This window comes from Flavobacterium sp. CF136, assembly GCF_000282055.1.
Taxonomy (GTDB): Bacteria; Bacteroidota; Bacteroidia; order Flavobacteriales; family Flavobacteriaceae; genus Flavobacterium.
This window is the reverse complement of record NZ_AKJZ01000074.1, coordinates 37,441-63,110: the sequence shown is the minus strand read 5'-3', so window position 1 is coordinate 63,110 and position 25,670 is coordinate 37,441. Positions and strand designations below refer to the sequence as shown.

The 25,670-nt window shown below is 34.5% G+C and carries 13 protein-coding genes; 4 read left to right on the top strand and 9 right to left on the bottom strand.

The annotated features are described in order from the left end of the window. Positions 1–50: 50 nt before the first annotated feature. From PMI10_RS18620 to PMI10_RS18580, 9 genes are all read right to left on the bottom strand, one after another. Positions 51–1,340, bottom strand: coding sequence for a DUF4861 family protein (locus PMI10_RS18620; protein ID WP_007810773.1), 1,290 nt, complete (start codon positions 1,338–1,340; stop codon positions 51–53). Between the two features lie 134 nt (positions 1,341–1,474). Continuing rightward, positions 1,475–1,798, bottom strand: coding sequence for an L-rhamnose mutarotase (rhaM, locus tag PMI10_RS18615; RefSeq protein WP_007810772.1), 324 nt, complete (start codon positions 1,796–1,798; stop codon positions 1,475–1,477). 46 nt (positions 1,799–1,844) lie between these two features. Next, a complete protein-coding gene (locus PMI10_RS18610) occupies positions 1,845–2,915 on the bottom strand; it encodes a glycoside hydrolase family protein (RefSeq protein ID WP_007810771.1) in 1,071 nt (356 codons plus the stop codon). Between the two features lie 27 nt (positions 2,916–2,942). Further along, entirely contained in the window at positions 2,943–3,962 is a 1,020-nt protein-coding gene (locus tag PMI10_RS18605) for a family 43 glycosylhydrolase (RefSeq protein ID WP_007810770.1), read from the bottom strand. Between the two features lie 29 nt (positions 3,963–3,991). Continuing rightward, entirely contained in the window at positions 3,992–5,524 is a 1,533-nt protein-coding gene (locus PMI10_RS18600; protein ID WP_007810769.1) for a sialate O-acetylesterase, read from the bottom strand. Between the two features lie 266 nt (positions 5,525–5,790). Beyond that, positions 5,791–7,734 carry a RagB/SusD family nutrient uptake outer membrane protein gene (locus PMI10_RS18595; protein ID WP_007810768.1) on the bottom strand — a complete coding sequence of 648 codons (1,944 nt, stop codon included), beginning with the start codon at positions 7,732–7,734 and terminating at the stop codon, positions 5,791–5,793. 24 nt (positions 7,735–7,758) lie between these two features. Beyond that, positions 7,759–10,878 carry a SusC/RagA family TonB-linked outer membrane protein gene (locus tag PMI10_RS18590; RefSeq protein ID WP_007810767.1) on the bottom strand — a complete coding sequence of 1,040 codons (3,120 nt, stop codon included), beginning with the start codon at positions 10,876–10,878 and terminating at the stop codon, positions 7,759–7,761. Positions 10,879–11,454: 576 nt separating this feature from the next. Further along, positions 11,455–12,999, bottom strand: coding sequence for a RagB/SusD family nutrient uptake outer membrane protein (locus PMI10_RS18585; protein WP_007810766.1), 1,545 nt, complete (start codon positions 12,997–12,999; stop codon positions 11,455–11,457). A 1-nt stretch (position 13,000) separates the two neighbouring features. After that, entirely contained in the window at positions 13,001–16,162 is a 3,162-nt protein-coding gene (locus tag PMI10_RS18580) for a SusC/RagA family TonB-linked outer membrane protein (RefSeq protein WP_007810765.1), read from the bottom strand. A 433-nt stretch (positions 16,163–16,595) separates the two neighbouring features. On the opposite strand from PMI10_RS18580, the gene PMI10_RS18575 reads away from it, so the two are divergent. From PMI10_RS18575 to PMI10_RS18560, 4 genes are all read left to right on the top strand, one after another. After that, entirely contained in the window at positions 16,596–19,397 is a 2,802-nt protein-coding gene (locus PMI10_RS18575; RefSeq protein WP_007810764.1) for a glycosyl hydrolase, read from the top strand. Between the two features lie 27 nt (positions 19,398–19,424). Then, the gene (locus PMI10_RS18570) at positions 19,425–20,549 is read left to right on the top strand and encodes a glycoside hydrolase family 88/105 protein (RefSeq protein ID WP_007810763.1); all 1,125 of its coding nucleotides are present in this window, start codon (positions 19,425–19,427) and stop codon (positions 20,547–20,549) included. Between the two features lie 113 nt (positions 20,550–20,662). Further along, positions 20,663–23,629 (top strand): glycoside hydrolase family 2 protein, encoded by a 2,967-nt coding sequence (locus PMI10_RS18565; protein WP_007810762.1) that lies wholly within the window; start codon positions 20,663–20,665, stop codon positions 23,627–23,629. Then, positions 23,613–25,421, top strand: coding sequence for an alpha/beta hydrolase fold domain-containing protein (locus tag PMI10_RS18560; RefSeq protein WP_007810761.1), 1,809 nt, complete (start codon positions 23,613–23,615; stop codon positions 25,419–25,421). Before PMI10_RS18565 ends, PMI10_RS18560 begins: the two co-directional genes overlap by 17 nt. The last annotated feature ends 249 nt before the right edge of the window (positions 25,422–25,670 follow it).

Genomic DNA, 25,670 nt, shown 5'->3' with positions numbered 1-25,670 from the left:
ACTGAGCGAAGTCGAAGTGTGTAGAAAATAATTATAGGCGATGGCTTAATTTATTTACTTATTTCAACATCTATTTTGACCGAAAGCTGTTTAGCTAAAGTGGTTACATAATTGCTGAAATAAACTGCATCTTTAAAATTTTTATCAGCACTCAATTCCCAACCTGCTATCGGGTAATAACTAATTGGCTGATTGTTTTTTACGTTTAATTTTATTAAATAAGAATTGGTTAGTTTACCCGTCTTTGGTGCTTCGATATATCCTTTATAAATATCTTTTGGGATAATTATAGCTGTTCCCAATATCCATTGACGTTCGTAGGTTAGCTTATCATGCTGAATAAAACAAACATAATCTCCTGCATCAATTACCTGTAACGGATTCTGGTTATTAATATTAGAAAGTGCAACAACCAGCATTTCATTACCTTTAAGACCTTTTAATGAAACAGTATTTTTATATCCATACATTCCCGGCCAGATTGAAGTGGTTTCCTGCACCTGGTATTTATTTCCTGAGGCTTCCCAATTTTTATAATTATAACTTAAAACAGAATTTACAGGACCTTCACTCACAATTTTAAAAGTTGTTTTCTCTATATTATTCAAGGTATCACTTGCGATAATTCCGAGTCTGTTGATTTCATTTCCGACAAGTAATCCGTAACCGCCTAATCCTGCTGAATTTCCAACAGGAAAAATATCCCTGCCCCAATCGTACATTTGATGGTAATTGTCTTCTACAGCTCCTTTGCTGTTAATACCAACATTTTCCGGTGTAATTCCAGAAGTTTTTTTGCCAAAAACATCTTTAGAATTTCTTCCGTCCAGATAATGCCTGAAACCAACTTTATCATTTTCCCAGGTTGGTCCATCGGTTTGATATTTTTGAAAACCAAGTTTTTTATGAACCTGATCTGCCATTAAAACTTCTTCGGTTGCGGGTTGTACAGGCAAATCTTTAGCTTCTCTTTTCCCAAATCTTACACTGGTTTTTACAGTAAATTTAGGATCGGTATTTGACCATTTAAGTTCCACTGTTTTCTTTTCTTTTGCAGAAAAATTGGCAACAAAAAATAACTCATCCCATTTTCCGTCACCATCCAGGTCATTTACCTGAGCCGGAATTGTATCTGAATTGTGTAAAATGATTGGGAAAGAATTTTCGATACTGCTTTTGAGTAAACTCCTTTTTATGGAAATTGCTTTATCTGATAATTCTAAATCAGAATCATTAGTTAAAACAATTTTTACTGTTTGCAATTTTTGTTCCACTTTACAACCTGCAAAAAGCATTGATATAAAAGCTATTGACAGATATAATTTAAATTTATTCTTCATTCTTCGTAATATTTAATTGTGTTTTTTATCTAAAGGTATCGGAATATATTTTTATTCAAAAACAATATTTTTAGTCATTTTTAGAGTCGGTAATTTTGTAATGAATATTAATTTAATAAAACCAATCTGTTTATTTACTCTAAATAAAAAACTTCTTTTAATGCAATGGCAACCGGCGAATTATCAGGATTTGTTTCCATAATATCAGCCATGTATGCCCACCATTTTTTTACAATTGGATGATTCGGTAAAAAATTCATGTCAAAATCAGCATTTATTTTTTGAACAGCAAAAAGGATTGACGTTTCTTCATCTAAAAAAATGCTATAATCCTGAATCCCTGTTTCTGAAAGCAATGATTGTAATTCAGGCCAAATTTCATCATGTCGTTTTTTATATTCAGCTTCAAAACCCGGCTTTAATTTCATCTTAAAAGCATTCCTGATTGTATTTTGCATTTTTCTATATTTTAATTAATTCCTGTCTTTATAAATAAAAATCTTTTTATACTATTTTAAAAATAAACGAAGAAGCTGTTTCAAATTTTCCTCCTTGTGAAGCTGTAAACATATAAGTTGCCTTTCCGTTTTGAAATAATAACTGCGGCCGTTCCGCGCGTCCATAACGATTAAGATGTTTAGGAGCTGCAGGCTGATTAATATATTTATTCAAAGGCTGATACGATATCAAAGGATCACTCCAGTGAATCCCGTCATCCGAATCCATATAAAGACCATTGTCCTGTCCAAAAACTCCGAGATCCCTTGCCAGCATTTTAAATTTATTATTTTCATACCAGACAAAAGCATCCTCACATTGTTTATTATCGCCCAATTTAGAAAAATCAACTACCGGATTTTCTTCAAGTTTTTTATAAGGTCCCTCAAGAGATTTAGCAACGGCTAATCCATATTTTCTATTCCCTTTGATTGGAAATTTTGGATGAACATAATTTTCGGTATCCAATGATTTATAATACAGCCAGTATTCTCCGTTTGGGTGTTTTAAAAAAGAAGGATTTGTCGTTAAAAAATCATCCCAGGAGCCTTCATTTCCAGGAAGCAATAAAGGCTCATCGGGTCTTTTCCAAGGTCCGTAAAGAGAATCTGAAGTGGCTAATCCTATACGTTTTGTGTTCATTTTTCCGTTAGAATTTCCCATAAAAAAGAGCGCGTATTTTCCATCTACAAAATGAATACTTGGATTATGACAAGTGGTTGCATCCCAGAAAACTTCACCGCGAGGCGCCAAAATAGTGCTTATATAAGTGTATGGGCCTTCGGGATTATCTGCAACAGCATGAGCGATTTCTGAACCGTTAATCCAGCCGCTCATTGATTTAGATTTTTTCCATCGGGAAAAAAATACATGAATTTTACCGTCAGGTCCTTCAATTGGGCTATTACACCAAACATAATAATCTTCAAATTCAAGTGCACGACCAACCGGCCTGAGTTTCTTTTCGAAATCAGATAGCTTTGGATCATATATAAAACTGCTGCTTCTGACTGGAAACGGGAGACACAGCCCAATCAGAGCAAGGGAATTTCCAATTATGAATTTTCTTCTATTCATTTTAATTTTCTAAAAAATCGCAACATATTAATGCTTTAAATTAATTTGAACCGGCTGATCACGGTTACAGGTAATCTCGTCATTAATATATTCTAATTCTGCAACTTGTATCGAACTTCTTCTGGTTTCAAAACTATCTATTCCTTTATTCTCAGGTGTTCTCCCGGGATGTGTAAAATAAAAAACATAGGCTTTACCATCATTTACAATAACATCAGCATGTCCGCCAATTACGTTGTCGTCTTCTCCTGTTCCCGGAATTTGAAGAATGTTTTTCTCCTGTCGTTTCCAATTTATAAAATCATCAGAAGAGAAAACAGCCAAACCTTTCCAGGGATCTGTAATCATCCAGTTTTTTCCTTTCCAGTTAAAAATTTTCGGCCCTTCGCCTCTGTCTTTTATGACTCTTTTTCCACTATCTATCCAATGATATAAGTCTTTACTGTCGGCATAATAAATCGATTTTCCATCGTTTTCATTATTGTAATACATACGCCAATTTCCGTCCGGCAATTGAAATACAGCTGCATCAATACAACGCTCGGAAGCCAGTTTCAATTGCGATTCAAATTTCCAGTCAGTTAAATTTTTACTGGTCAAATGCACAATATATCTCGGATGGTACCAATCTTCAAAAATGCCTGGAACAATCGTTAAATACATATGGTATTTCCCTTTGTATTTAATGACTTCCGGAGCCCAGTAGGTAACATCTTTCAGCTTATAATCAATATTGCAATTGGCTTTATATTTCCAATGAGCACCATCTGATGACTCAGCAATACCAATAGGAGTTCCATGTACCCAACCCACGCCATTACCACCAATATTAGCTCTTCGGTTAGTATAAAACATCAGCCATTTTTTATCTTTATTGCTCCAAATAATAGTTGGATCAGCAGCTCCGTCAAAAACAGGATCGCGATACAAAGGTTTATCTGCAATATGTTTCTTATCTTTTTGTATATCCTTTTGCGCTGACATTGTCAAACAAAACAATAGAGATGTCAGGTTTAGAAAAAGATATTTCAGGTATATTTTTGACATTTTTTAAGCAGATTTTACCAATTGGTCAATTATTTTATTAGAGTTTCATTTATCCAATCGTCTGTTCTAAAAGGAGAAGCCGGTAAATTTTCAGCATTAAATAAATTTGGTTCCGGTACCGCTTTCCACGCAAAACGTACAGCTGCAGGATTTTTTACTTTTGATGAAGAAACAACAATTGTTTTTCCATCAATTTTAGCATCTGCTGGATAAAAGATCTTGTCTTCGCCTGCAATTTCAAATTCTTTTAAATTTTCTCCTGTTTTCCTGAATCCGGAACCGGCATAATCAAAAAATAACTGAATACGTTCTTTTTTAATTTTCATATGATTATAAATCGGTCCTGAGTAAATCAGTTTTTCTTCATTATAGGTTTTCGCAAAAGCGATTAATGCCAATCGATGTCCTACAGTCTGTTTGTCTATGGGATGAATATTGTTTGCATTCCCAACATCTGTAGTAACCACCATCCCACTGTTTGTTATCTTTTTTAATGACAATAATTGCGCTTCTCTAATTTCCGGAGTTTGCCCTTTGTATGGTGCAATCTGAACATAATAGAAAGGGAAATCTCCTTGTTTCCAATCGTCCCTCCAATTTTTTACCATGGCGGGAAATAAGGTCCTGTACAAATATGCCTGACCTGAATTACTCTCTCCCTGGTACCAGATTACGCCTTTCATTGTGTAATTTATCAAGGGATACAACATTGCATTGTAAAGTACATATGAAGTTTTATTGGCTTCTTTTTTAGGCTTTTTAAGCAGACTTTTAGACAAATCATTATTATTGGCCAACCTTTCATTTTTCAAATTCAAATAATAGGTTTCCAGTTTTTCCTGATATATTTTTTCGTTTTTTGCATCTTCTTCCAAAATGGGTAAAAAGTCCGGGGTTCCTTCTAAAACTGCCTGAGAAGTCCATGCTTCGGCTTTTGTACCGCCCCATGAAGACGAAATTAACCCAATTGGAATTTTTAATTTCTGATATAAATCCCTGCCGAAAAAATAGGCAACAGCCGAAAATGTTTTAATAGTGTTAGGAGAACATGCTGTCCAGCTTCCTGTAACATCATCAAGAGGTTTTGGGGAAGCATTTGTTAAAACAGTAAATAACCTAATATTTGGATAATTGGCATTTACGATTTCTTCTTCATAGTTTTTAACTCCGGTTTTCCAGGTTCCTTCTTCTTTTCCCACCGGAAAAAACATATTAGACTGCCCGGAACAGATCCAGACTTCTCCGATAAGGATATTGTTGAGGACAATTTTATTTGTTGCATCAATTTTTATTGAATATGCTGTTTCGCTTCCTTGTGGAGTATCTACAATAACTTTCCATTTTCCATCTGAATTGGCAACAATTTCCAACGGAGCATTCTGCCATCCTAATTGAATACTAATTTTTTCGTTTGGAGATGCCCATCCCCATAAATTAACTTTTGCATTTTGCTGCAAAACCATATTATCACTTACAAGAGCAGGTAATTTAACCTGTGCCTGTATAGATAATTGTACATTTAAAGCAATTAAAACCAAAAAAAGATTTCTTATGTAAATCATAAATCTTAAAAATTAAAACCAGAATATTAAAATTACCAGACTAAAACGATATAGGTATCCTGTGCTGCCCTGTTTATTGGATTAATTATATAAAAAAAGGCAGTAATTTTTCAATTACTGCCTTTTAAACTAAACTAAAACTATCTAATTTTAAAAATTACGATTTAAATTGTAAACTAATATTCTAAAAATTAAACATTTAAATTTAATTATTAACTAATTGATAACTATCCTGTTGTGCCCTGCTTTACAGAGTAAAAAGGAAATTAATAACCAGGATTTTGCATTGCTTGTTTTTCAGCAGGTGTCAATGGTTTTCCATTTGAATATACCGCGTCTAAGAAAGTCTGTGGAATAGGACGTAAGGTATGATAATCCTGAATATTTGCAGCAGCTTCAATATTATAAGCTTTTGCTCTGGCAACTAAAGTTTTGGTTCGACTTAAATCATCCCAACGATGAAATTCTCCACAAAGTTCTCTCGTGCGTTCATTCAGTATTAAACACAGCATTCGGTCATAATCGCTACCGTATCCCAACTTTGAAATGACTGCTTCATCTTCTGCAGGCAAGGAACTAATACTGGAGATAGTTAAGTTTGTTGCTGCTGTTGAAACTGCAATATTATTAGATTCGTAATATGAATTCTCTTTAATAAAAGAAATAGGAATACCCGCCTGCCCAGTAGTTGTATATGCGGCAGACCCATCTGTATAGGCAGCACGATCTTCTCCAGCTTTGTAATTAGCACGCGTACGAACTGTATTGATATAAGACAAAGCATCACTAAAGGAAGCTCCTCCTATTTTAGCTAAACGTACTTTTGCTTCAGCCGCCATCAAATAAGTTTCTGCCGAACGGGCTAAAATTACATCACGAGAGCCTTTGATACTTGATAAATCCAGTCTGTTACCATCCATATATTTACTCAAAGATGGGAATCTAACATCTGCCATCAAACCAACATTATCTGCTGCATACGCTACATACACGCTTGGAATTGTTTTTCCGGTTTTTGAATAAACAATAGCATCTGTATTTTTAGTTTTCGCAAAACGAGTATCTGCAGCAGTATTGACAATATACATAATACCTAAATCGCCATTTACATAATAGCTTCCTGATTTATTATTAACAATGCTTTTTGTTTGAAAACTTTTCCAAAAACGAGAATCTTTAACTTTATCAAATACATCATAAGTAAAATAAGTTGGGGCCAAACGACTGAAAGGTCTTCCTCCTGCAAGGTTACGTTTCATCTGAGCTAACTGATCGTAAGTAGAAAGAAAATACAAGTGCTGTCTATTTCCTCCTGAAGTCAATTGATTGGCATTAAATTGAGCAGATAAAATTAATTCCGGCAATTTTTCATTTGCTCCATCAGTAACAGTGTAGTTCCATAAATCAACATAGTTAGAAGCCAATGGGTGATTGGCAATAACCTGGTCAGATAAAGTAACTACTTGCTGTAAATCTGTTGATTTTGTAGCTGAGTTCCAACCGTCATTAATTTCGCTGGCACGTGTTAAATATGCCTTTGCCAAATAATGAGCAGCGGCGTCTTTAGTAATTTTAGCCGGAGCCCCTGCGTTACTCAATAACGTATAGGCTTGAGTAAAATCGGCAATTACCTGATCCAAAACTTGTTGTGGAGTCGCTTTTGTAAATTCTAATTCTACAGTAGAACTAGTTTTCAATTTTAATGGTACGCCACCGTATTGGCTTACAAGTTTCAAATAGTTAAAAGCTCTTAGAAAATACCCCTCACCCAACGCTGTTTTTTTGATAGCATCATTGGTTGAAACGATTGCTGTAGCCGACTCAATCAATTGATTTGCATTACCAATTCCAATGTACAAATTGTCCCAATTAGTATTTGCAGCAACTGTGTTGGCATTTGATACTGTTACAAAAGCTTTAAAACCTGTAGAATAGGAATTCCAAATCCAGTTTGAAGGATCTCCCCCGGCATGAAATTCATCAGTTCCTGATTCTGTAGAGGCAAGCGGTACTTCGCTATCCATTTCCAAAGCAAATACCTGATAATAAGTTCCAACAGCCAAAGCCTGAATTCCTTCTTCAGTTTTGTAATACTCACTACTATAAGCAGTAGTCAGTTCCTCATCCAGGAAATCCTGGTTACAAGAAGTACTAAGAACCAATGCAGCTCCCAGTATCAAATTTATATATAGTTTTTTATAATTTTTCATAATAAGTTTACATTAAAAATTTAATTAGAATTGAACATTTAAGCCCATGGTGAATCCTCTGTTCGAAGCTGTTGTTTGTGTATCCAAATCTGTCCACTTCACTTTAGAAAAAATCATACCCGGATTAGTTGCCTGAAGATATAATCTCATTTTAGACAGTCCAATTTTCTGTGTCAAGTCTTCAGGAAAATTATATCCTAAGGAAATGTTTCTTATTTTTAAGAACGAACCATTACGATACCCTAATATAGGGTAATAGGAATCTCCGGTACCTGCTGAGTAAATTGGTTTTTGATATTCAGCATTAGTATTATTATCTGTATAATAGTCAATTGCTCTCTGGCTTCCTTTTGCACCTTCATTTTCTCCACCTGTGTCATAAAGATACCCCATACGGCCATATACAAAAACCGATAACTCCAGATTTTTATAACTAAAAGTGTTCGTTAATCCAACTATATATTTTGGATCTTTACTGCCTATTATCACACGATCGTTATTGGCATCAATTTTATAATCACCATTTTGATCAACCGGTCTTGCATTACCAAATGAAAAAATATTAGAGCCTGCAGCTGTATTAAATTTTGCCATTTCAACGGCATCTTCAGGTTTCCAAATTCCGTTTGACTCAAAACCATAGATCACATTTTGTGATTGTCCGATAAATAAGTTGTTGTTGATATCATCAAATTTTCCGTTTTGTAAAGCAACAATGTGGCTTTTTTGGTATGAACCACTAAAACTGGAACTCCATTCAAAATCTTTTCCTTTCACATTAATAGTATTCAATGTAAGTTCTAATCCATTCCCTTCTGTTTCTCCCACGTTTTGATACGTATCTTTAACTCCAATAACTGTAGGTACACTTCTTTTTAGTAATAAATCAGTTGTTTTACTTTCATAATATTCTAAAGCACCAGATATTCTGCTATTAAACATCGCGAAATCAATACCATAGTTAAACTGTGTTGTTTGTTCCCAACCTAAAGCTAAATTACCTAAAGAGGAGTTATTAATTACACCGGAACCTGTTGGATACACTACTCCTACTAACGGAGGTGTTGTAGAATAAGCAGGTACCGCTGCATTTCCTGTAACTCCATAACCTGCTCTCAATTTTAATTGATTAAGCCACGATGAGTTTTGCAAAAATGACTCTTTATCAATACGCCATGCCAAAGAAGCACTTGGAAAAACTGACGATCTGTTTGATTCAGCCAACTGGGAAGCTTTATCCTCACGGATTGACGCCGTAAGTAAATATTTATCAGCATAACCATAATTTATCCTGGCCATATACGAATACAACCCGGTATCTGTTATACCGGAAGAATACCCGGCAAGTGTTACATTCGAAGGAGTTAAGGCATTCCATTTGTTTGCCACATTTTTTATATCATTGGCAGACATAGAACTTTCTTCGTTATGATATTCTGTTTGACTTTGCAATAAGGTCACACCAAAATCATGATTTCCTATAGTTCTATTGTAAAAAATTAAATTATCCAATGTATAAGAAATCGTTTGTTCTTTTTTCAAAGAGGCAAAACTTGTTCCTGAACGAATAGCAGATTTACCATTCAAAAATACACCATCACGGTAAGATGTAATATCCGGACCAAAATTAACGCGGAATTTCAAACCTTTAAGTACCGATGAAATTGCCCCTAAATCTAACTGAGCATTAATACTACCAAAAGCACGTAATGTGATACGTTGATCCTGAGAATATTGGTCTTCATCAACCGGAGTTCTAATCGTAGAATCTCCTCCCGGATTATCAATACGTACTCCATTGCTATCGTAAGGAACTGCATATGGCAGATTAGTACGTGCTGTAGCATATATTCCACCGGAACTTGTAACAGCAGTCCTTCCTACGTTTGATTGCCCATATTCATTGATTCCATAACTAGTGTTAAGATTTACCCCCATAGAAAACCATTTTGTAGGTGTAATATCCACATTAGCAGTACCATTGTAACGTTTGTAACTTTGTCCTTTTAGGGTTCCGGTATTGTCTAAATATCCAAAAGAACCATATGCTTTCATTTTTTCAGTACCACCACTAACACCTACTGTGTGCTGTTGCGTAATTCCTGTACGGGTTACAAACTTAGTCCAATCAGTAGAACCTACCTTTGAGCCATCCCAAGTTCCTGATGCCCATCCTTTTTCAATATTTGCCCATGCAGATGGATCTGCAGAAGCTAAGAAAATAGTTTTATCATTTGCAATAGTTGGAGCATCTCCTTTAGGAAAAGCTGTTGGATTAGAGTAATATCTTCCCCAACGTCTAAACTCGATATACTCTGCAGAACTCATCATTCGGGCATTTTCATGAATTGTTTCTGTAGTGACAGAAGTATCATAATTTATGGTAAACTTTCCGTTTTTACCTTTTTTAGTTGTTACAATTACAACCCCATTAGCACCTCTGGAACCATAAATTGCTGTAGCAGAAGCATCTTTTAGTACATCAATTGTCTCAATGTCATTAGGATTTATAAAATCAATTCCTCCTGAATTTGGATCAACACTAATTTTCCCTGTTGAAGAATCTGTTGTAAGTCTTGAGTTTAAAGGAATTCCATCTACTATATAAAGTGGTGAATTGGAAGCCGAAATGGATCGGGCTCCACGAATAGTCACACTTCCTAATGTGCCGGGACGCTCACTAGTTCCAATATCTACCCCGGCCGCTTTTCCCTGCATCGCCTGCATCGCATTTTGTACCGGCCTTGAAGCGATTTCTTCAGCACCTATACTTACAATAGATCCGGTAAGGTCTTTTTTCTTTTTTACACCGTAACCTACTACTACGACTTCCTCAAGGGAATTATCAACTTCTTTTAATACAATATTATAAACTCCTGTTTCATTAACAGTTTTTTCTTCTGTTTTGTAACCTATAAAGCTAAAAACAAGGGTTGTTCCCGAAGAAACATTGATAGTATAACTACCATCCATATCAGAACTGGTTCCCTTTTGAGTTCCCTTAATAAGTACATTAACACCTGGTATTGGCAATCCTGTAGCGTCTTTAATGACGCCTTTAATCACTTTGCTCTGTGCATAAACGGATGCATTTAGTAATGCAATCATCGCTATAGCCAGCAGAAGACTGAATTTGTTTTTCATAAAAAGTTAAATTTTGGTTAATTAATTAGTTAGTTATTTCAAATTTATTCACAAACTGCTTTCGCAGTATCCTGTAGTATCCTGTACTACCTACATTATCTCATTAGTTTTCATTTTGTTAAAGTATTGGTCATATAGTCATTTAATTTTTTTTGAAATTTTTAATCTTATCAGACTCATACTATAAAAAAAGCAAAAAACGAGATAAATACTAATCAGTTCGGGGGCTGATTGTTTCATTTAAAAATTTTCTATTGATTAATTATTTAAAAACAAACAATAATGCAATCGATTACACAAATGTATTATTATTTTCATAATAAAAAATAAAACGTTAAAAACATTTTAAATAAATAATAAATTGACAACATAATTACATTAAATATAAATATTATATTCATAATTCACAGAAAAAGACTATTATTTTCATATAATTGTAATCGATGACATTAAAAATAACACCTTTAATAATCTCGTAAATACCTTACAAACAAAAAAACCGTCACAAAGACGGTTTTCTTCAAAAAAACAAAAAAAAATTGGGGGCAAAATTTTATTAATTATCAAAATTAATTATTAATCATAACCAGGATTTTGATCATATAAACCCGGTACTGCTAAAATTTCTGATAACGGAATTGGATATAACAATGAATTCTTATCAATTGTTCTAATCTTATTACCAGTATCTTCCGCAGCTTTCCAGGCATTCATAATAGTTATAGCATTACCTGACCTGATTAAATCAAACCATCTTGTACCTTCTGAAAAGAATTCTTTTCTTCTCTCATCAAATAATTGATCCAATGTAATATTAGAAGCATTTGCAGGTACACCAGCTCTTGTTCTTACCTGATTTACAATTCCATCAACATCAGCTTGGGTTCCTCCCCCGCCATGAAGTGTACATTCAGCCATCATCATCAATACATCCGTATATCTGATTACCATAAAATCTACACCCCAGTCTTCACGTCCACCGGTTCCGTATCTTGTTGGATCAATGTATTTTTTGTAAACCGGAAATGTATAACTTCCTTTGTAAGTACCTGAAGCTACCGTATAACTTGTGGCAATACCAGCCGTTTTTCTATTGTCATTTGCAGCAAACATATTTAAAAAACCTGTTGAAATAGGTCTGCCTTCCAAAGAACCTTGTTGTGTTGTTATACCTACTGATGCAAAATATGGTTCATAACCAACTTCAACCATAAAATTTCCACCAATAGAACTTGCCAAACTTTGTGTATATGGAATAGTTAATACATTTTCTTTATTTGCAGTTCCTTCTATTTTAAATATGTTTGCGTAGTCTGCACCAAACACAAATAAACCGCTCGACTTAATATCATTTAATTGTTGGTATGCCTTATCCCATTCATTTAAACCAAGCATAGCTCCATCAATACCGTAAGTAGGACTGGAACGGGTCATATATACTAAACCTAATAAAGCTTTTGCCCCATATTTAGTAACACGACCAACATAGGCAGCATCAGTAGTTGAAGCTGTAAGATCCGGAATTGCTAATTCTAAATCTGAAATAATCAGATTGTATATATTCACAACCGGACTTCTTCCAATTTTAGACGCTTCCTGTGCTGTCATTGTTCTGTCTATTAACGGAACTCTTCCAAACCATCTGATTAAATCAAAATAACAAAATGCTCTTAAAAATCGTGCTTCAGCGGCCATTGATGCCTTATCTGCCGGATTTGTAAAAATAGCATCTCCTTTTTCAGCAATTTTTTCTAATAATTGGTTCGCTTTATAGATTGCATTAAAATTACTCACATAAGCTTCTTTTACATAGGCATTAGAGCTGATAGAAGTATAAAAACTATTAATTCCTTCCCAATCCCTGGAAGCTGTTGTTAATGCTAATAAATTATCTGATCTGGTTTCGCTTAAATTCAACACTCGATTTGCATAACCATAAGTACCTGTTCCATGAAATGCAACCGAATATACTGCGTTTCTTGCCTGAACAAAATCTCCTGGCGTAGCATAAAAATTTTCTTCAGTACCTTGTGATAACGGGACTTGCGTAAGTTCATCCGTACAGGAAACTGTCCCTAGCAAAAGCAGATTTGCTGCCAGTAAATAAATATATTTTTTCATTTTAATTAAAATTAACGTTAAGACCTAAAACGATTGATTTTGCTAAAGGAGCTCCTCCGTAATCTACAGGAACAGCAAAATCATTATTTGAACTTCCGGAGGTATTTACCGCCTCAGGATTAAAACCTCCTTTGTATTTATTCCAGTAAAACCAGTTTTCACCTGTTATATAAAGCCTCATATTATCAATTCTTTTTATACTTTTAACAGCCTCTCTTAAATTATATCCAATAGAAATACTTCTGATACTAACATAATCCGACTTATACATCCAATCAGAATTTGCCTGATATCCAAAAGAAGTTTTCCAGTTTCCTCTAACAGCAGGATCTACATTTAATGCATTTTCAACTGACCCCATTCCGGTACGATTAATGGCTCTGCCTGTTAATCCATAAACTGTTCCTCCATTTTGACCCTGCACCAACACACTTAAATCCAAATCTTTGTATTTAAATGTATTTGTTATACCCCAGGTATATTTTGGAGTTGGATTTCCTAAATCAACACGATCTTCTGTATTAATTTTTCCATCACCATTCTGATCAATATATCTTGGATCTCCCAAAACTAATTTGTTGCCGCCAATAGTAGTAGCATTAGGAGTGGTAGCAGCTGCTGCATCAAGATCAGCCTGAGTTATGACACCATTTTGCTGCAAACCAAAAATCATGTACATCGGTTTTCCTACTTCTAATTTTATAAACGGTACTCCTGCTGCAAAATCATTATTAATTTCAATTTTAGTCTGATCCGGTCCTAATGCTGTCACTTTGTTTTCATTATGACTTATATTAGCAGATGTTCTCCATTCAAAATTATCAGTTTTAAAGTTTAATGTATTTAATTCAAACTCCCATCCTTGATTTTGGACCGCTCCCACATTAGTAAGATAACTTGTAAATCCTGATGCAGCAGGAACTGGAAGCCTAAGCAATAAATCACTATTAGTTTTTCTATATACATCGAATGTTGCAGAAATTCTGTTCTTTAGAATTGAAAGATCCAATCCGAAGTCAATACTTTTAGATTCTTCCCAGTGTAATGAAGGATTTGCTATAGAACTCACACCTTGTCCAATTCCTACAGCTCCACCAATTGAATAATTATATGATGCTAATGTCGAATAAGATGAATAACTACCTATATTATTACTGCCATTAGTTCCTGTACTTGCTCTTAATTTAAATTCGTTCAGCCAGTCCACATTTTGTAAAAACGACTCTTGCTTAACTCTCCAACCCAATGATAGAGAATAAAATGTTCCCCATCTTTTTTCACTTCCAAATTTAGAAGAACCATCACTTCTAATACTGGCAGAAAAAAGATATCTTTCTTTAAAATCATATTGTAATCTGCTAAAATAAGACAGTAACGTATTTTTTTCTGCATTAGTAGAGCCTAATGAGCCTGTTGGAAGTGTTTCAGTAGTTGAATTATTATAAAGCCCTCCGGAAGAAAGACTTGATTTCGTAATTTTATAAGAGCTGAATGATTCTCCCAAAAGAACATTAAAATTATGATTACCTACAGATTTATTATAAGTTAAAGTGTTCTCATTTACAATATTTAATCTTCTGTACGTATTATACACCCCTCTTATACTTGCCTGAACATCATTTGGTGTATAGCTTTCAAATGTATTATCAGAATTATCAAAGTTAATTGTACTTTTTAATGTAAAGGCATTTGCAAATTTATAATCAGCATAAGTAGAAACTAAATTTCTGTACATCGAATTTTTACCCGTCCTGGCCAAAGCATTAAGCATATTAGTCGTACTGCTGCCCCATGCATATCTTGTTGTATATTTTTCACCTGCAGCATTAACAGCGCTTTCAAAAACAGGAGTTGCCGTAAGGGCTTTAAATAAGGTATTGTCTTTTCCTTCAACTCCGGGATCGTTTTTTTCAGAATATGACGGAGCAAAATTAATCCCGATTTTAAAACTATCAGATAATTTAAAATCAATATTTGCTCTTGCAGAAAATAAAGTATAATCTGTACCCACAATATATCCTGTATTTTTTTGATAATTAGCAGAAACATAGTAATTAACTACATCAGTTGCTCCGGAAGCTGACAATTGATAATTGCTAAACTCTCCCGTGCGGAAAACTTTATCCTGCCAGTCAATATAATCTAATCCGGGATGCCCGGGAATATCCCATCTTTCATCATACAAATAGGTGTAATACCTGTTATTAGTTGTATTAAGAGGAGCCGTTGGATTTATTGAATTATAAGCAGCAATACGCTCAGCATTTGTCTGACTTGCAGAAGCACCTGCTATACCAGAACCTACCCATTGCGTATCGATCATCGTTTTTGCTCTTTTAATCCATCCTTCAGCCGATAACATATCCACTCGGTTAGCTTCTTTATTTATACCTCCATAAGTATTAAAAGTAAATTTTGCTTTTCCTTTTTTTCCTTTTTTGGTAGTAATCAAAACAACACCATTTGCAGCTCTTGAACCATAAATAGATGCTGCTGCTGCATCTTTCAATACCTCAATAGAAGCAATATCGTTTGGGTTCATATTATCTAAAGGACTTCCATTTGAAAACCCTCCATTAACATTTGTTCCTTCTGTAGAAATAGGAAAACCATCTACCACATACAAAGGCTCATTTCCGGCAGTAATAGAACCAGCACCTCTAATTTCAATACTAAAAGGCTGACCTGGTAATCCGGTAGTTTGTTTTACACGAACCCCGGCAATCTGACCAATCATACCCTGATCAACTCTTGAAATAGGTCTCTCTGTAAAATTTTCTGTTTTAATACCAGAAATGGCACCTGAAGTTAATTTTTTCTTTTGTGTACCATAACCAATAACTACAACCTCATTTAAGTTGGAGCTTTCATTCTCCAAAGAAACATTATAACTATTGGAAGCTCCTATTTTTACCTCTTTTGAAACAAATCCTACAAAAGAAAAAACTAAAGTTTCTCCCGGAGAAGCTGATATTTTATATTGACCATCAAAATCTGTACTGGTTCCTCGATTTGTCCCTTTTACTAATACGTTTACTCCAGGTATAGAGAGTTTGGCCGGATCAGTAACTGCCCCCGTAACCTGTTTGTTCTGCGAATAACCTGATGCCTGCAATAATACAAACATGGCTATAGCGAGCAGAAGATTAATTTTCTTTTTCATAAAAAGTTAAATTTCGTTAATAAATTAGTTTACTCAAATTTATTTAGAAGAGGTCTCCACAGCATCCTGTAGTATCCTGTTAATTCTCAGTATATTATATTTTACATTTGATTTTTAATTAACAGGAAAAGACAACTTACTGATTAACAATACCCAACAGATCTTCATTTAAAGAGATGTCATTTTAAAATTTTTTATTAATTATTTTTTCAGGCATTTCTATTTATTTTGACAAAAAACTAATAATTCAAAAAAAATATTCTTTACTATTTATTGATCAAATTATTAAAAATAATAGGCAACAGGACGGAACAGGATAGCAATTTCGCAAAACCGGATTATATTTACTTTTAACATTTTTTAAAAATTATTCAGGTTTTCATTTAACATAAAACAGACTGAACCGTATCAACCATTGAATACAATAATCATAATGAAATTTACCAAAGCAAAACTTTCTTTACTTTTTTTGATTTTAGTTACATTGAATATTTTCTCTCAGGAAACACACATGTCGCCATGGCCAAAATCCAGCAATATAAATCAGCCTTGGGCCCGTTGGTGGTGGATGGGTAGTGCTGTGGATAAACCTAATTTAAAAAAGAGTCTTGTAGATTTTCATAAAGCCGGAATTGGAGGCGTCGAAATTACTCCGATATATGGAGTAAAGGGAGAAGAAAACAATTTTATCGATTACCTGTCTCCAAAATGGATGGAAATGCTGGATTACACAATACATACTGCAGACAGTCTTCATATGCAGGTAGATATGGTTTTGGGAACAGGCTGGCCATACGGAGGTTCTCATGTTACCTTACCTCATGCAGCAACAAAATTGATTGTGGAAAAATATCAGCTAAAAAAGAATGAAACAATAGATAAATCTATTAAACTGGAAGATACTAAGGAAAAGATACCCGCAGAGCTTTTATATGTAGTGGCGTATGGAAGCGATGGCAGTTATGTAAACCTCACAGATCAATTAAAAAACAAAAATTCAAAGTTGAATGATAAAGGTATTGAGGGAACTCCTGTCACATTACCAAACACATTAGAACCAAATAAATTAAAATGGAAGGCAAAAAAAACAGACTATACCATATATGCTGTTTTTAGTGGTAAAACCGGACAACAGGTAAAAAGAGCTGCGCCAGGTGGTAAAGGGTATACTTTAGATCATTATTCAGAAGAAGCATTAAACGCTTACGTAGTTCCTTTTAATAATGCTTTTAAAGGGCGTGAAGGAAAAATAAGGGCCATTTTTAATGACAGTTATGAAGTTTACGGAACCGATTTTACCCCTGACTTTTTCGAAGAATTTAAAAAACTGAGAGGTTATGATTTAAAAAAAGAACTTCCTCTGTTGCTCAATGAAAAAGATACCGAAGAAAGTAACCGGATAAGAAGTGATTACAGACAAACCATAGCCGATTTATTACTAAATAAATTTGATAAGCCATGGACAGAATGGGCACATACAAAAAACTTTAAAACAAAACTTCAGGCACACGGATCTCCTGGAAATCTGATTGATTTATATGCTTCTGCCGATATTCCTGAATGTGAAACTTTCGGTTCTATGCCATTTGATATTCCTGGTTTCAGACGTGAAAAAGAAGACATTCGCGAAGGCGATGCCGATCCTGTGATGCTTAAATTTTCATCATCTGCTGCTCATATTTCTGGTAAAAAACTGGTTTCCTCAGAAACTTTTACCTGGTTGCGTGAACATTTTAAAACGGCTTTATCACAATGCAAACCGGAAGCTGAGGATTTAATGCTAAATGGAGTCAATCATATTTTTCTTCACGGTTCAACTTATTCCCCGGAAAGAGCCGTGTGGCCGGGATGGCAGTTTTATGCCTCAGTAAATTTTAACGCCAATAACAGTATCTGGGAAGATGCACCTGCCCTGTTTTCTTATATTTCAAACTGTCAATCATTACTCCAACAAGGAAAAGCAGATAATGAAATTTTACTTTACTGGCCTATTTTTGATGCTTGGGATAAATACCAAAAAGGTACTTTATTTTTTCAATTCAAAATACATTCATTATCAGAGTGGCTGCATGAAACCTCTTTTTATGACACTACAAAAAGTTTAATAAAAAAAGGATATGGTGTAGATTTTATATCTGATAATTTTATAGCTGAAGCAAAAGTTGTAAACGGAAAAATTAGTTTACCTGGTGGTACTTTTAAATCATTAATAGTTCCTTCCTGCAAAAAAATGCCGCTTGCAACTCTAAAAAAACTAATTGAATTACAAAAAGCCGGGGCTTCTATTATTTTTGAAGGATTACCTGAATCTGTTCCTGGTTTCAACAATTATAAAGAACAGGAAAAAGAACTTAAAGCGATTTTAGCTGCAAATAGTGAATTGATAAAACCTGCTGCAGATATTTTTAAAACTTTAGAAAATGCTCAAATAAATCCTGAAACTCTTGTAAATACAGGACTTAAATATACCAGAAGAGCTATCGATGATGAAAAAATATACTTTTTAGTAAATCATACCCCAAAAACAATAGATGAATTTATTCCGTTACAAATTGGCAATAAAGAAGTTGTAATATTTGATCCTTTGACTAAAGACTTTGGCAATGCAATAGTGAAGAAATCAGTAAATATTACTTATGTTAAAATAAAAATAGAACCAGGACAATCTTACTTCTTAAAGACAGAAAATAATGCTTCGCAAAAAAAATGGAATTATTTTGAACCTGCCGGTAATGCAATTGCCCTAAAAGGAAACTGGAAAATAAATTTTGACAAAGGCGGACCAGCATTACCTCCAACAGCTACAATTTCCAATTTGGAATCCTGGACAAAATTAGGTCCGGAAGCCGAAGCTTTTTCCGGTAGTGGAACCTATACGCTGCAATTTGATAATCCAAATAATAAAATAGAAGATTGGAGTTTAAATTTAGGAGACGTCCGCGAAAGTGCAAAAGTATGGGTAAATGATGAATTCATTGGTACTGCCTGGTCTGTTCCATATCAATTGAATATTGGAAAATTAAAATCAGGAAAGAATACTTTAAAAATACAGGTAACAAACCTTTCTGCAAACCGAATTCGAGATAAAGAATTAAAAGGTGAAGAATGGAAGATTTTTTATGAAATAAATATGGTTGATAAAGATTATAAAAAATTCGATGCAACGAAATGGAATCCTATGCCTTCAGGATTATTAGGTCCTGTTAGCATTACACCACAAAAACAACAAAATTAAATTATTAAAAAATAACGAATATTAAAGATGAAAAAAATCCTTTTATTTTTCACGATATGCTTTTTATATACAGGCTCAGCAGAGGCACAACAACCATTTGATAAAAAATTGGTACTAAAACAAATGATACTTGCCAATGATTATTTTATGCAAAAATGGCCTGATACCGGCAAAACAATAATTACAACTAAAGAACGTCCAAGTAATATCTGGACCCGCGGTGTTTATTATGAAGGATTAATGGCTTTATATGGAATTTTTCCAAAAGATACTTATTATGATTATGCCTACTCATGGTCAGAATTTCATAAATGGGGTTTCAATAGTAGCAATACTACTCGCAATGCCGATAATTATTGTGCAGCTCAAACGTACATTGATCTGTACAATTTAGAACCCGATTCTAAAAAACTGAAAAATACCAAAGCAAATATAAACATGCTACTGAATACTCCACAACTGGATGATTGGTCATGGATTGACGCAATTCAGATGGGAATGCCGGTTTTTGCTAAATTGGGAGTTTTAGAGAAAGACAATCGTTATTTCGAAAAAATGTACCAAATGTATATGTATTCGAGAAATAAACATGGTGATCACGGACTTTTTAATCCAAAAGATGGTTTATGGTGGCGTGATGCTGATTTTGATCCTCCATACAAAGAACCTAATGGCAAAAATTGTTACTGGAGCCGTGGTAATGGATGGGTAATTGCTGCCTTGGCAAAAGTATTGACTATTATTCCGGAAAATGCTCCTCACAGAGATCAATATGTAAAAGATCTAAAAGCGATGGCTGCTGCTTTAGTTCCAATTCAAAGACCTGACGGATTTTGGAATGTAAGTTTACACGATCCTACGAATTTTGGAGAAAAAGAAACTTCAGGAACAGCACTATTCGTTTATGGAATTACCTACGGAATAAACAGCGGCATTTTGAAAAAAGAAACTTATTTACCCGTAATTCAAAAAGCATGGAATGCCATAACCAAAGAAAGTTTACATGAAAATGGATTCTTAGGCTACTTACAATCAACAGGAAAAGAACCAAAAGACGGACAACCTTTATCATATGATAAAATTCCTGATTTTGAAGATTACGGATTAGGTTGTTTTTTGCTGGCCGGATCAGAAATTTATAAAATGAAATAATTTGGGCGTGCCCCTTCCGAAAAGGTCGGGTCGGGCTGTACGTTCCCGCTTCCCAATGAAAAATCGGGAGAGCTCCACTTCCATCCCTCACGCAAACTAACCAACAACCCATCATGAGAAAAATACTCTTTTGTCTTGTTTTGATATTTCTCAATTCAAGCCTGTTTTCACAAGAATTTAAAAGAGAAAAATACAATTTCAATTCCGATTGGAAATTAAAAACAGGAGATTCCCAAAATGCGGAATCTCCTGTTTTTGATGATACCTCATGGAGAAAAGTGACGCTGCCTCATGCATATAATCAGGAAGAAGCTTTTGAAAAAGATATTGACAACCATACCACAGGAATTGTCTGGTACCGAAAAAAATTTAAACTTTCAAAAGGAATAAAGGACAAAAAGATTTTTCTGGAATTTGAAGGCATTCGCCAGGGCGGTGTTATTTATGTCAATGGACAAAAAACAGGACTTCATGAAAATGGCGTGATGGGTTTTGGTTTTGATATTTCTAAAATAGTCAAGCCTTTTCCTGAAGAAAATACGATCGCTTTAAGAATTGATAATGACTGGAAATACAAGGAAATTGCTACTGGAGTTACCTATCAATGGAACAACATGAATTTTAATGCCAATTATGGCGGGATTCCTAAAAATGTGTTTCTTCACATCACCGGCAAATTATACCAGACGCTTCCACTCTATTCTAACCTAAAAACTACGGGAGTTTATATTTATCCTTCCGATATTAATATTCAGGAACAAAGCGCTGTTATTCATACTGAAACGGAAGTTCGTAATGAATTTGAAACAGCAAAAACTGTAGAATATGATGTTATCATTGAAGATAATGATGGAAATAAAACAGCATCCTTTTCAGGTGAAAAAACGACTCTTTTACCCAACGAAACTAAAATTATAAAAGCCAGTAAATTGGTTAATAATTTACATTTTTGGAGTTGGGGATATGGCTATTTGTATACGATAAAAACCATTTTAAAAGTTGATGGAAAAGTAATTGATGAAGTTTCAACCAAAACAGGGTTTCGAAAAACAGCATTCAAAAATGGTGAAATCTGGTTGAATGACAGGGTTATTCAGGTAAAAGGATATGCACAAAGAACCAGCAATGAATGGCCTGCTATCGGAATGTCTGTTCCGTCCTGGCTGAGTGATTTCAGCAATAAATTGATTGTAGAAGGCAACGGAAATTTAGTTCGATGGATGCATGTTACACCCTGGAAACAAGATGTCGAATCCTGCGACAGAGTCGGATTACTTCAGGCAATGCCAGCAGGAGATGCCGAAAAAGACGCGAAAGGAGAACAATGGAACCAGCGTGTTAACCTGATGCGTGATGCTATCATTTACAACCGAAATAATCCAAGCATTATTTTTTATGAAAGCGGTAATGAGTCTATCAGCGAAGAGCATATGCGAGAGATGAAAGACATTCGAAATCTTTATGATCCGAATGGTGGACGTGCAATTGGTTCTCGTGAAATGCTGGACAACAAAGAAGCCGAATATGGCGGAGAAATGCTCTACATAAATAAAAGTGCCCAAAAACCGTTATGGGCAACCGAATATTCCAGAGATGAAGGCTTGCGCAAATATTGGGATGAATTCTCCCCTCCTTTCCACAAGGAAGGTGTTGGCCCTCTATATCGAGACAAACCTGCGGAAGATTACAATCATAATCAGGATCGTCATGCGATTGAAAATATTGTACGCTGGTATGATTATTATAGAGAAAGGCCCGGCACCGGAAAAAGAGTAAATTCGGGTGGAGTCAATATTATTTTTTCTGATTCCAACACCCATCACAGAGGCGAATCGAATTACAGAACCAGTGGCGAAGTGGATGCTATGCGTATTCCAAAAGACGGTTTTTGGGCACATCAGGTTATGTGGGATGGCTGGGTTGATATCGAAAAACACCGCACGCACATTATGGGGCATTGGAATTACACTGATAAAGTTGTCAAAAACATTTATGTGGTTTCTACGGCAAGTAAAGTAGAATTTTTCATCAACGGAATCTCGCAGGGTTTTGGAAAACAAAGCAATCAGTTTCTATTTACTTTTGAAAATATTACATTTAAAGAAGGTACTATAAAAGCGATTGGTTATGATGAAAAAGGAGTTGTTTTAAGTGAAGATTCAAAATCAACTGCCGGAATTCCTGCAGCAATCAAATTAAAATTAACTACACAAGAGCAAGGATTTTTGGCAGACGGTGCTGATGTTGCTTTGATTGATGTTGAAGTAACTGACCAAAAAGGAAACCGTTGCCCGATTAGTAATGACATGATTTCATTTTCTGTTGATGGTCCGGTTACCTGGTTAGGCGGAATCGCTCAAGGTCCTAAAAATTATATTCTTTCTAAAACTATTCCTGTTGAAAATGGTGTTAACAGAGTTATGTTACAGTCAATGATAACTGGCGGAAAAATAAAAATTTCGGCTACAGCCAAAGGATTAAAATCGGCAGAACTGATTTTTGAAAGCAAAGCAATAAAAACTCAAAATGGACTATCGAAGGAAATCCCAGGTGTTCATTTAGCTTCAAATTTAGAAAGAGGACCAACACCTTCAACACCATCTTACACGATAAAAAGAAATTCTGTAACTATTATAAGTGCCTTTTCCCCATCAAATAATAATGACACTTTTAAAAGTTATGATGATAACGAACTGACTGAGTGGAAAAATGACGGGAATGTAAAAAACGGTTTAATAACCTATACGCTGTCAAAACCTTCAATAGTGAACGAATGTGTAATAAAATTAACGGGATGGAGGTCTAAAACCTATCCAATTCGTATTTTAGCCGATGGAAAAGAAATTTTTAAAGGTAATACAACTCAAAGTTTAGGATATATTACCATTCCTGTAGAACCGGTTTTAGCTGAAAAAATTACAATTGAGCTCATCGGATCAAATACAGAAAAAGATGGATTTTCTAAAATTGTAGAAGTTGAAGCAAACAAAGATTTAGATTTATTTAAAGACCCAACAGCAGTAAATGCAAAAGGACAATTACGCATTGTCGAAATAGAATTTTATGAAAAAATCAAGTAATTTAAACCGAATCAAAGCAGTATTATTTTGTATTTCTTTAGGGATAAGCCTTTCTGCTTTCTCTCAAAAAAAGGAAATTCCGTTATGGGATAAAATTCCTGATGAAATTACATCCAAAGAATATTCAGAAAAAATAGTAACTGATAAAAATGGTATTGCAGAAGATGTTCGCAAAGTAACATTACCTACTCTTACAGCCTACTTTGCAGATGTGGAAAAATCAAATGGAACTTCGGTTATAATCTGTCCCGGAGGTGGTTACGGAATGCTGGCCATCAATAAAGAAGGTTTTAAAGTTGCAGAATGGCTTAACAGTTTAGGAATCAATGCTTTTGTTTTAAAATACAGATTACCAAGCGATTTGATTATGAAAAATAAAACTGTTGCTCCTTTGCAAGATGCTCAGGAAGCAGTAAGATTAATTCGTCGAAATGCTGTTAAATGGAAACTGAATCCTAACAAAATTGGTATTATGGGATTTTCAGCTGGTGGTCACTTAGCGGCTACTTTATCGACGCATTACAACGATAAGGTTTACATTCCTTCGGATACAACAAGTGCTAAACCAAACTTTTCAATTTTAATTTATCCTGTAATATCCATGCAGGAAGGAGTTACACATCAAGGTTCCAAAGATAATTTGTTAGGAAAAAATGCAAACAATGAAACAGTCGAAAAATATTCGAATGAAAAACAAATAACAGCTGATACTCCAAAGGCGTTTTTAGTTCACGCCACAGATGATAAAGCTGTTCCTGTAGAAAATAGTATTAATTATTATTTAGCCCTAAAAAAAGAAAAAGTTCCGGCAGAAATGCATTTGTATGAAAACGGCGGTCACGGTTTTGGTTTGGGCACAAAAGGAACAAATGCATCTTGGCCAAAAACCTGTGAAAAATGGCTGGCTGTCAACAATTACATTTTAAAATCAGACAGTTATGTATTCACCTATTTTAAAGGTAATGGCGAAGATGGACTGCATTTAGCTTACAGTGAAGATGGCTATAAATGGAATACTTTAAAAAATGATACTTCTTTTTTAACTCCCGAAGTTGGAAAAGATAAATTAATGCGTGATCCTTGTGTAATAAAAGGTGGCGATGGATTATATCACATGGTTTGGACCGTTAGCTGGACGGATAAAGGCATTGGTTATGCTTCTTCAAAAGATTTGATTCATTGGTCAAAGCAGGAATTCATTCCGGTTATGGCACATGAAGAAAAAACAAGAAATACCTGGGCTCCAGAAATTACATATGATGAAAAATCAAAAACATATATGATTTATTGGGCTTCTACCATTGATGGAAGATTTTTAGAGACCAAATCTGAAGAAGAAAATGGTTATAATCACAGGATTTACTATACCACAACCAAGGATTTTAAAAAATTCTCCAAAACCAAATTGCTTTATGAACCTGGTTTTAATGTCATCGATGCTACAATTGTAAAAACTGATAATGGATTTACGATGTACCTAAAAGATGAAACAAAAGTTCCGGTTCAGAAAAATTTAAAAATAGCCACCAGCAAAAAACTGGAAGGCCCATATACAAAAGCAAGCGAACCTATCACGGGCAATTATTGGGCAGAAGGTCCAACAGCTATTGAAATAAATAAAGAATGGATAGTTTATTTTGACAAATACACTCAGAAAAAATACGGGGCCATAAAGCAAACTTCCAAAGGCTGGGAAGATATCTCAGATCAGGTTAGTTTTCCTGAAGGTACACGTCATGGAACGGTAATCAAGGTTTCTTCAGAAATCATTAATCAGCTAAAGAAAGAATAATTTTCCTGAAGCTATTCCATACTATCATTCCACCGAAACGAAGTGAACACATAATGTTGCCCCACATTCAGTCATAATCAGAATTAGACTTTATTTTAAATATCTCACAAGTTAAATTCGAGAGAACAAATTTAGTATTTGATATTTTGGAAAAATTATTGGCTACCAGACATAAATAACTACAGATAATCAAAAAAAGCGAAACTATAAGGTTTCGCTTTTTAATTTTAAACAATTTTTATCTTCTCT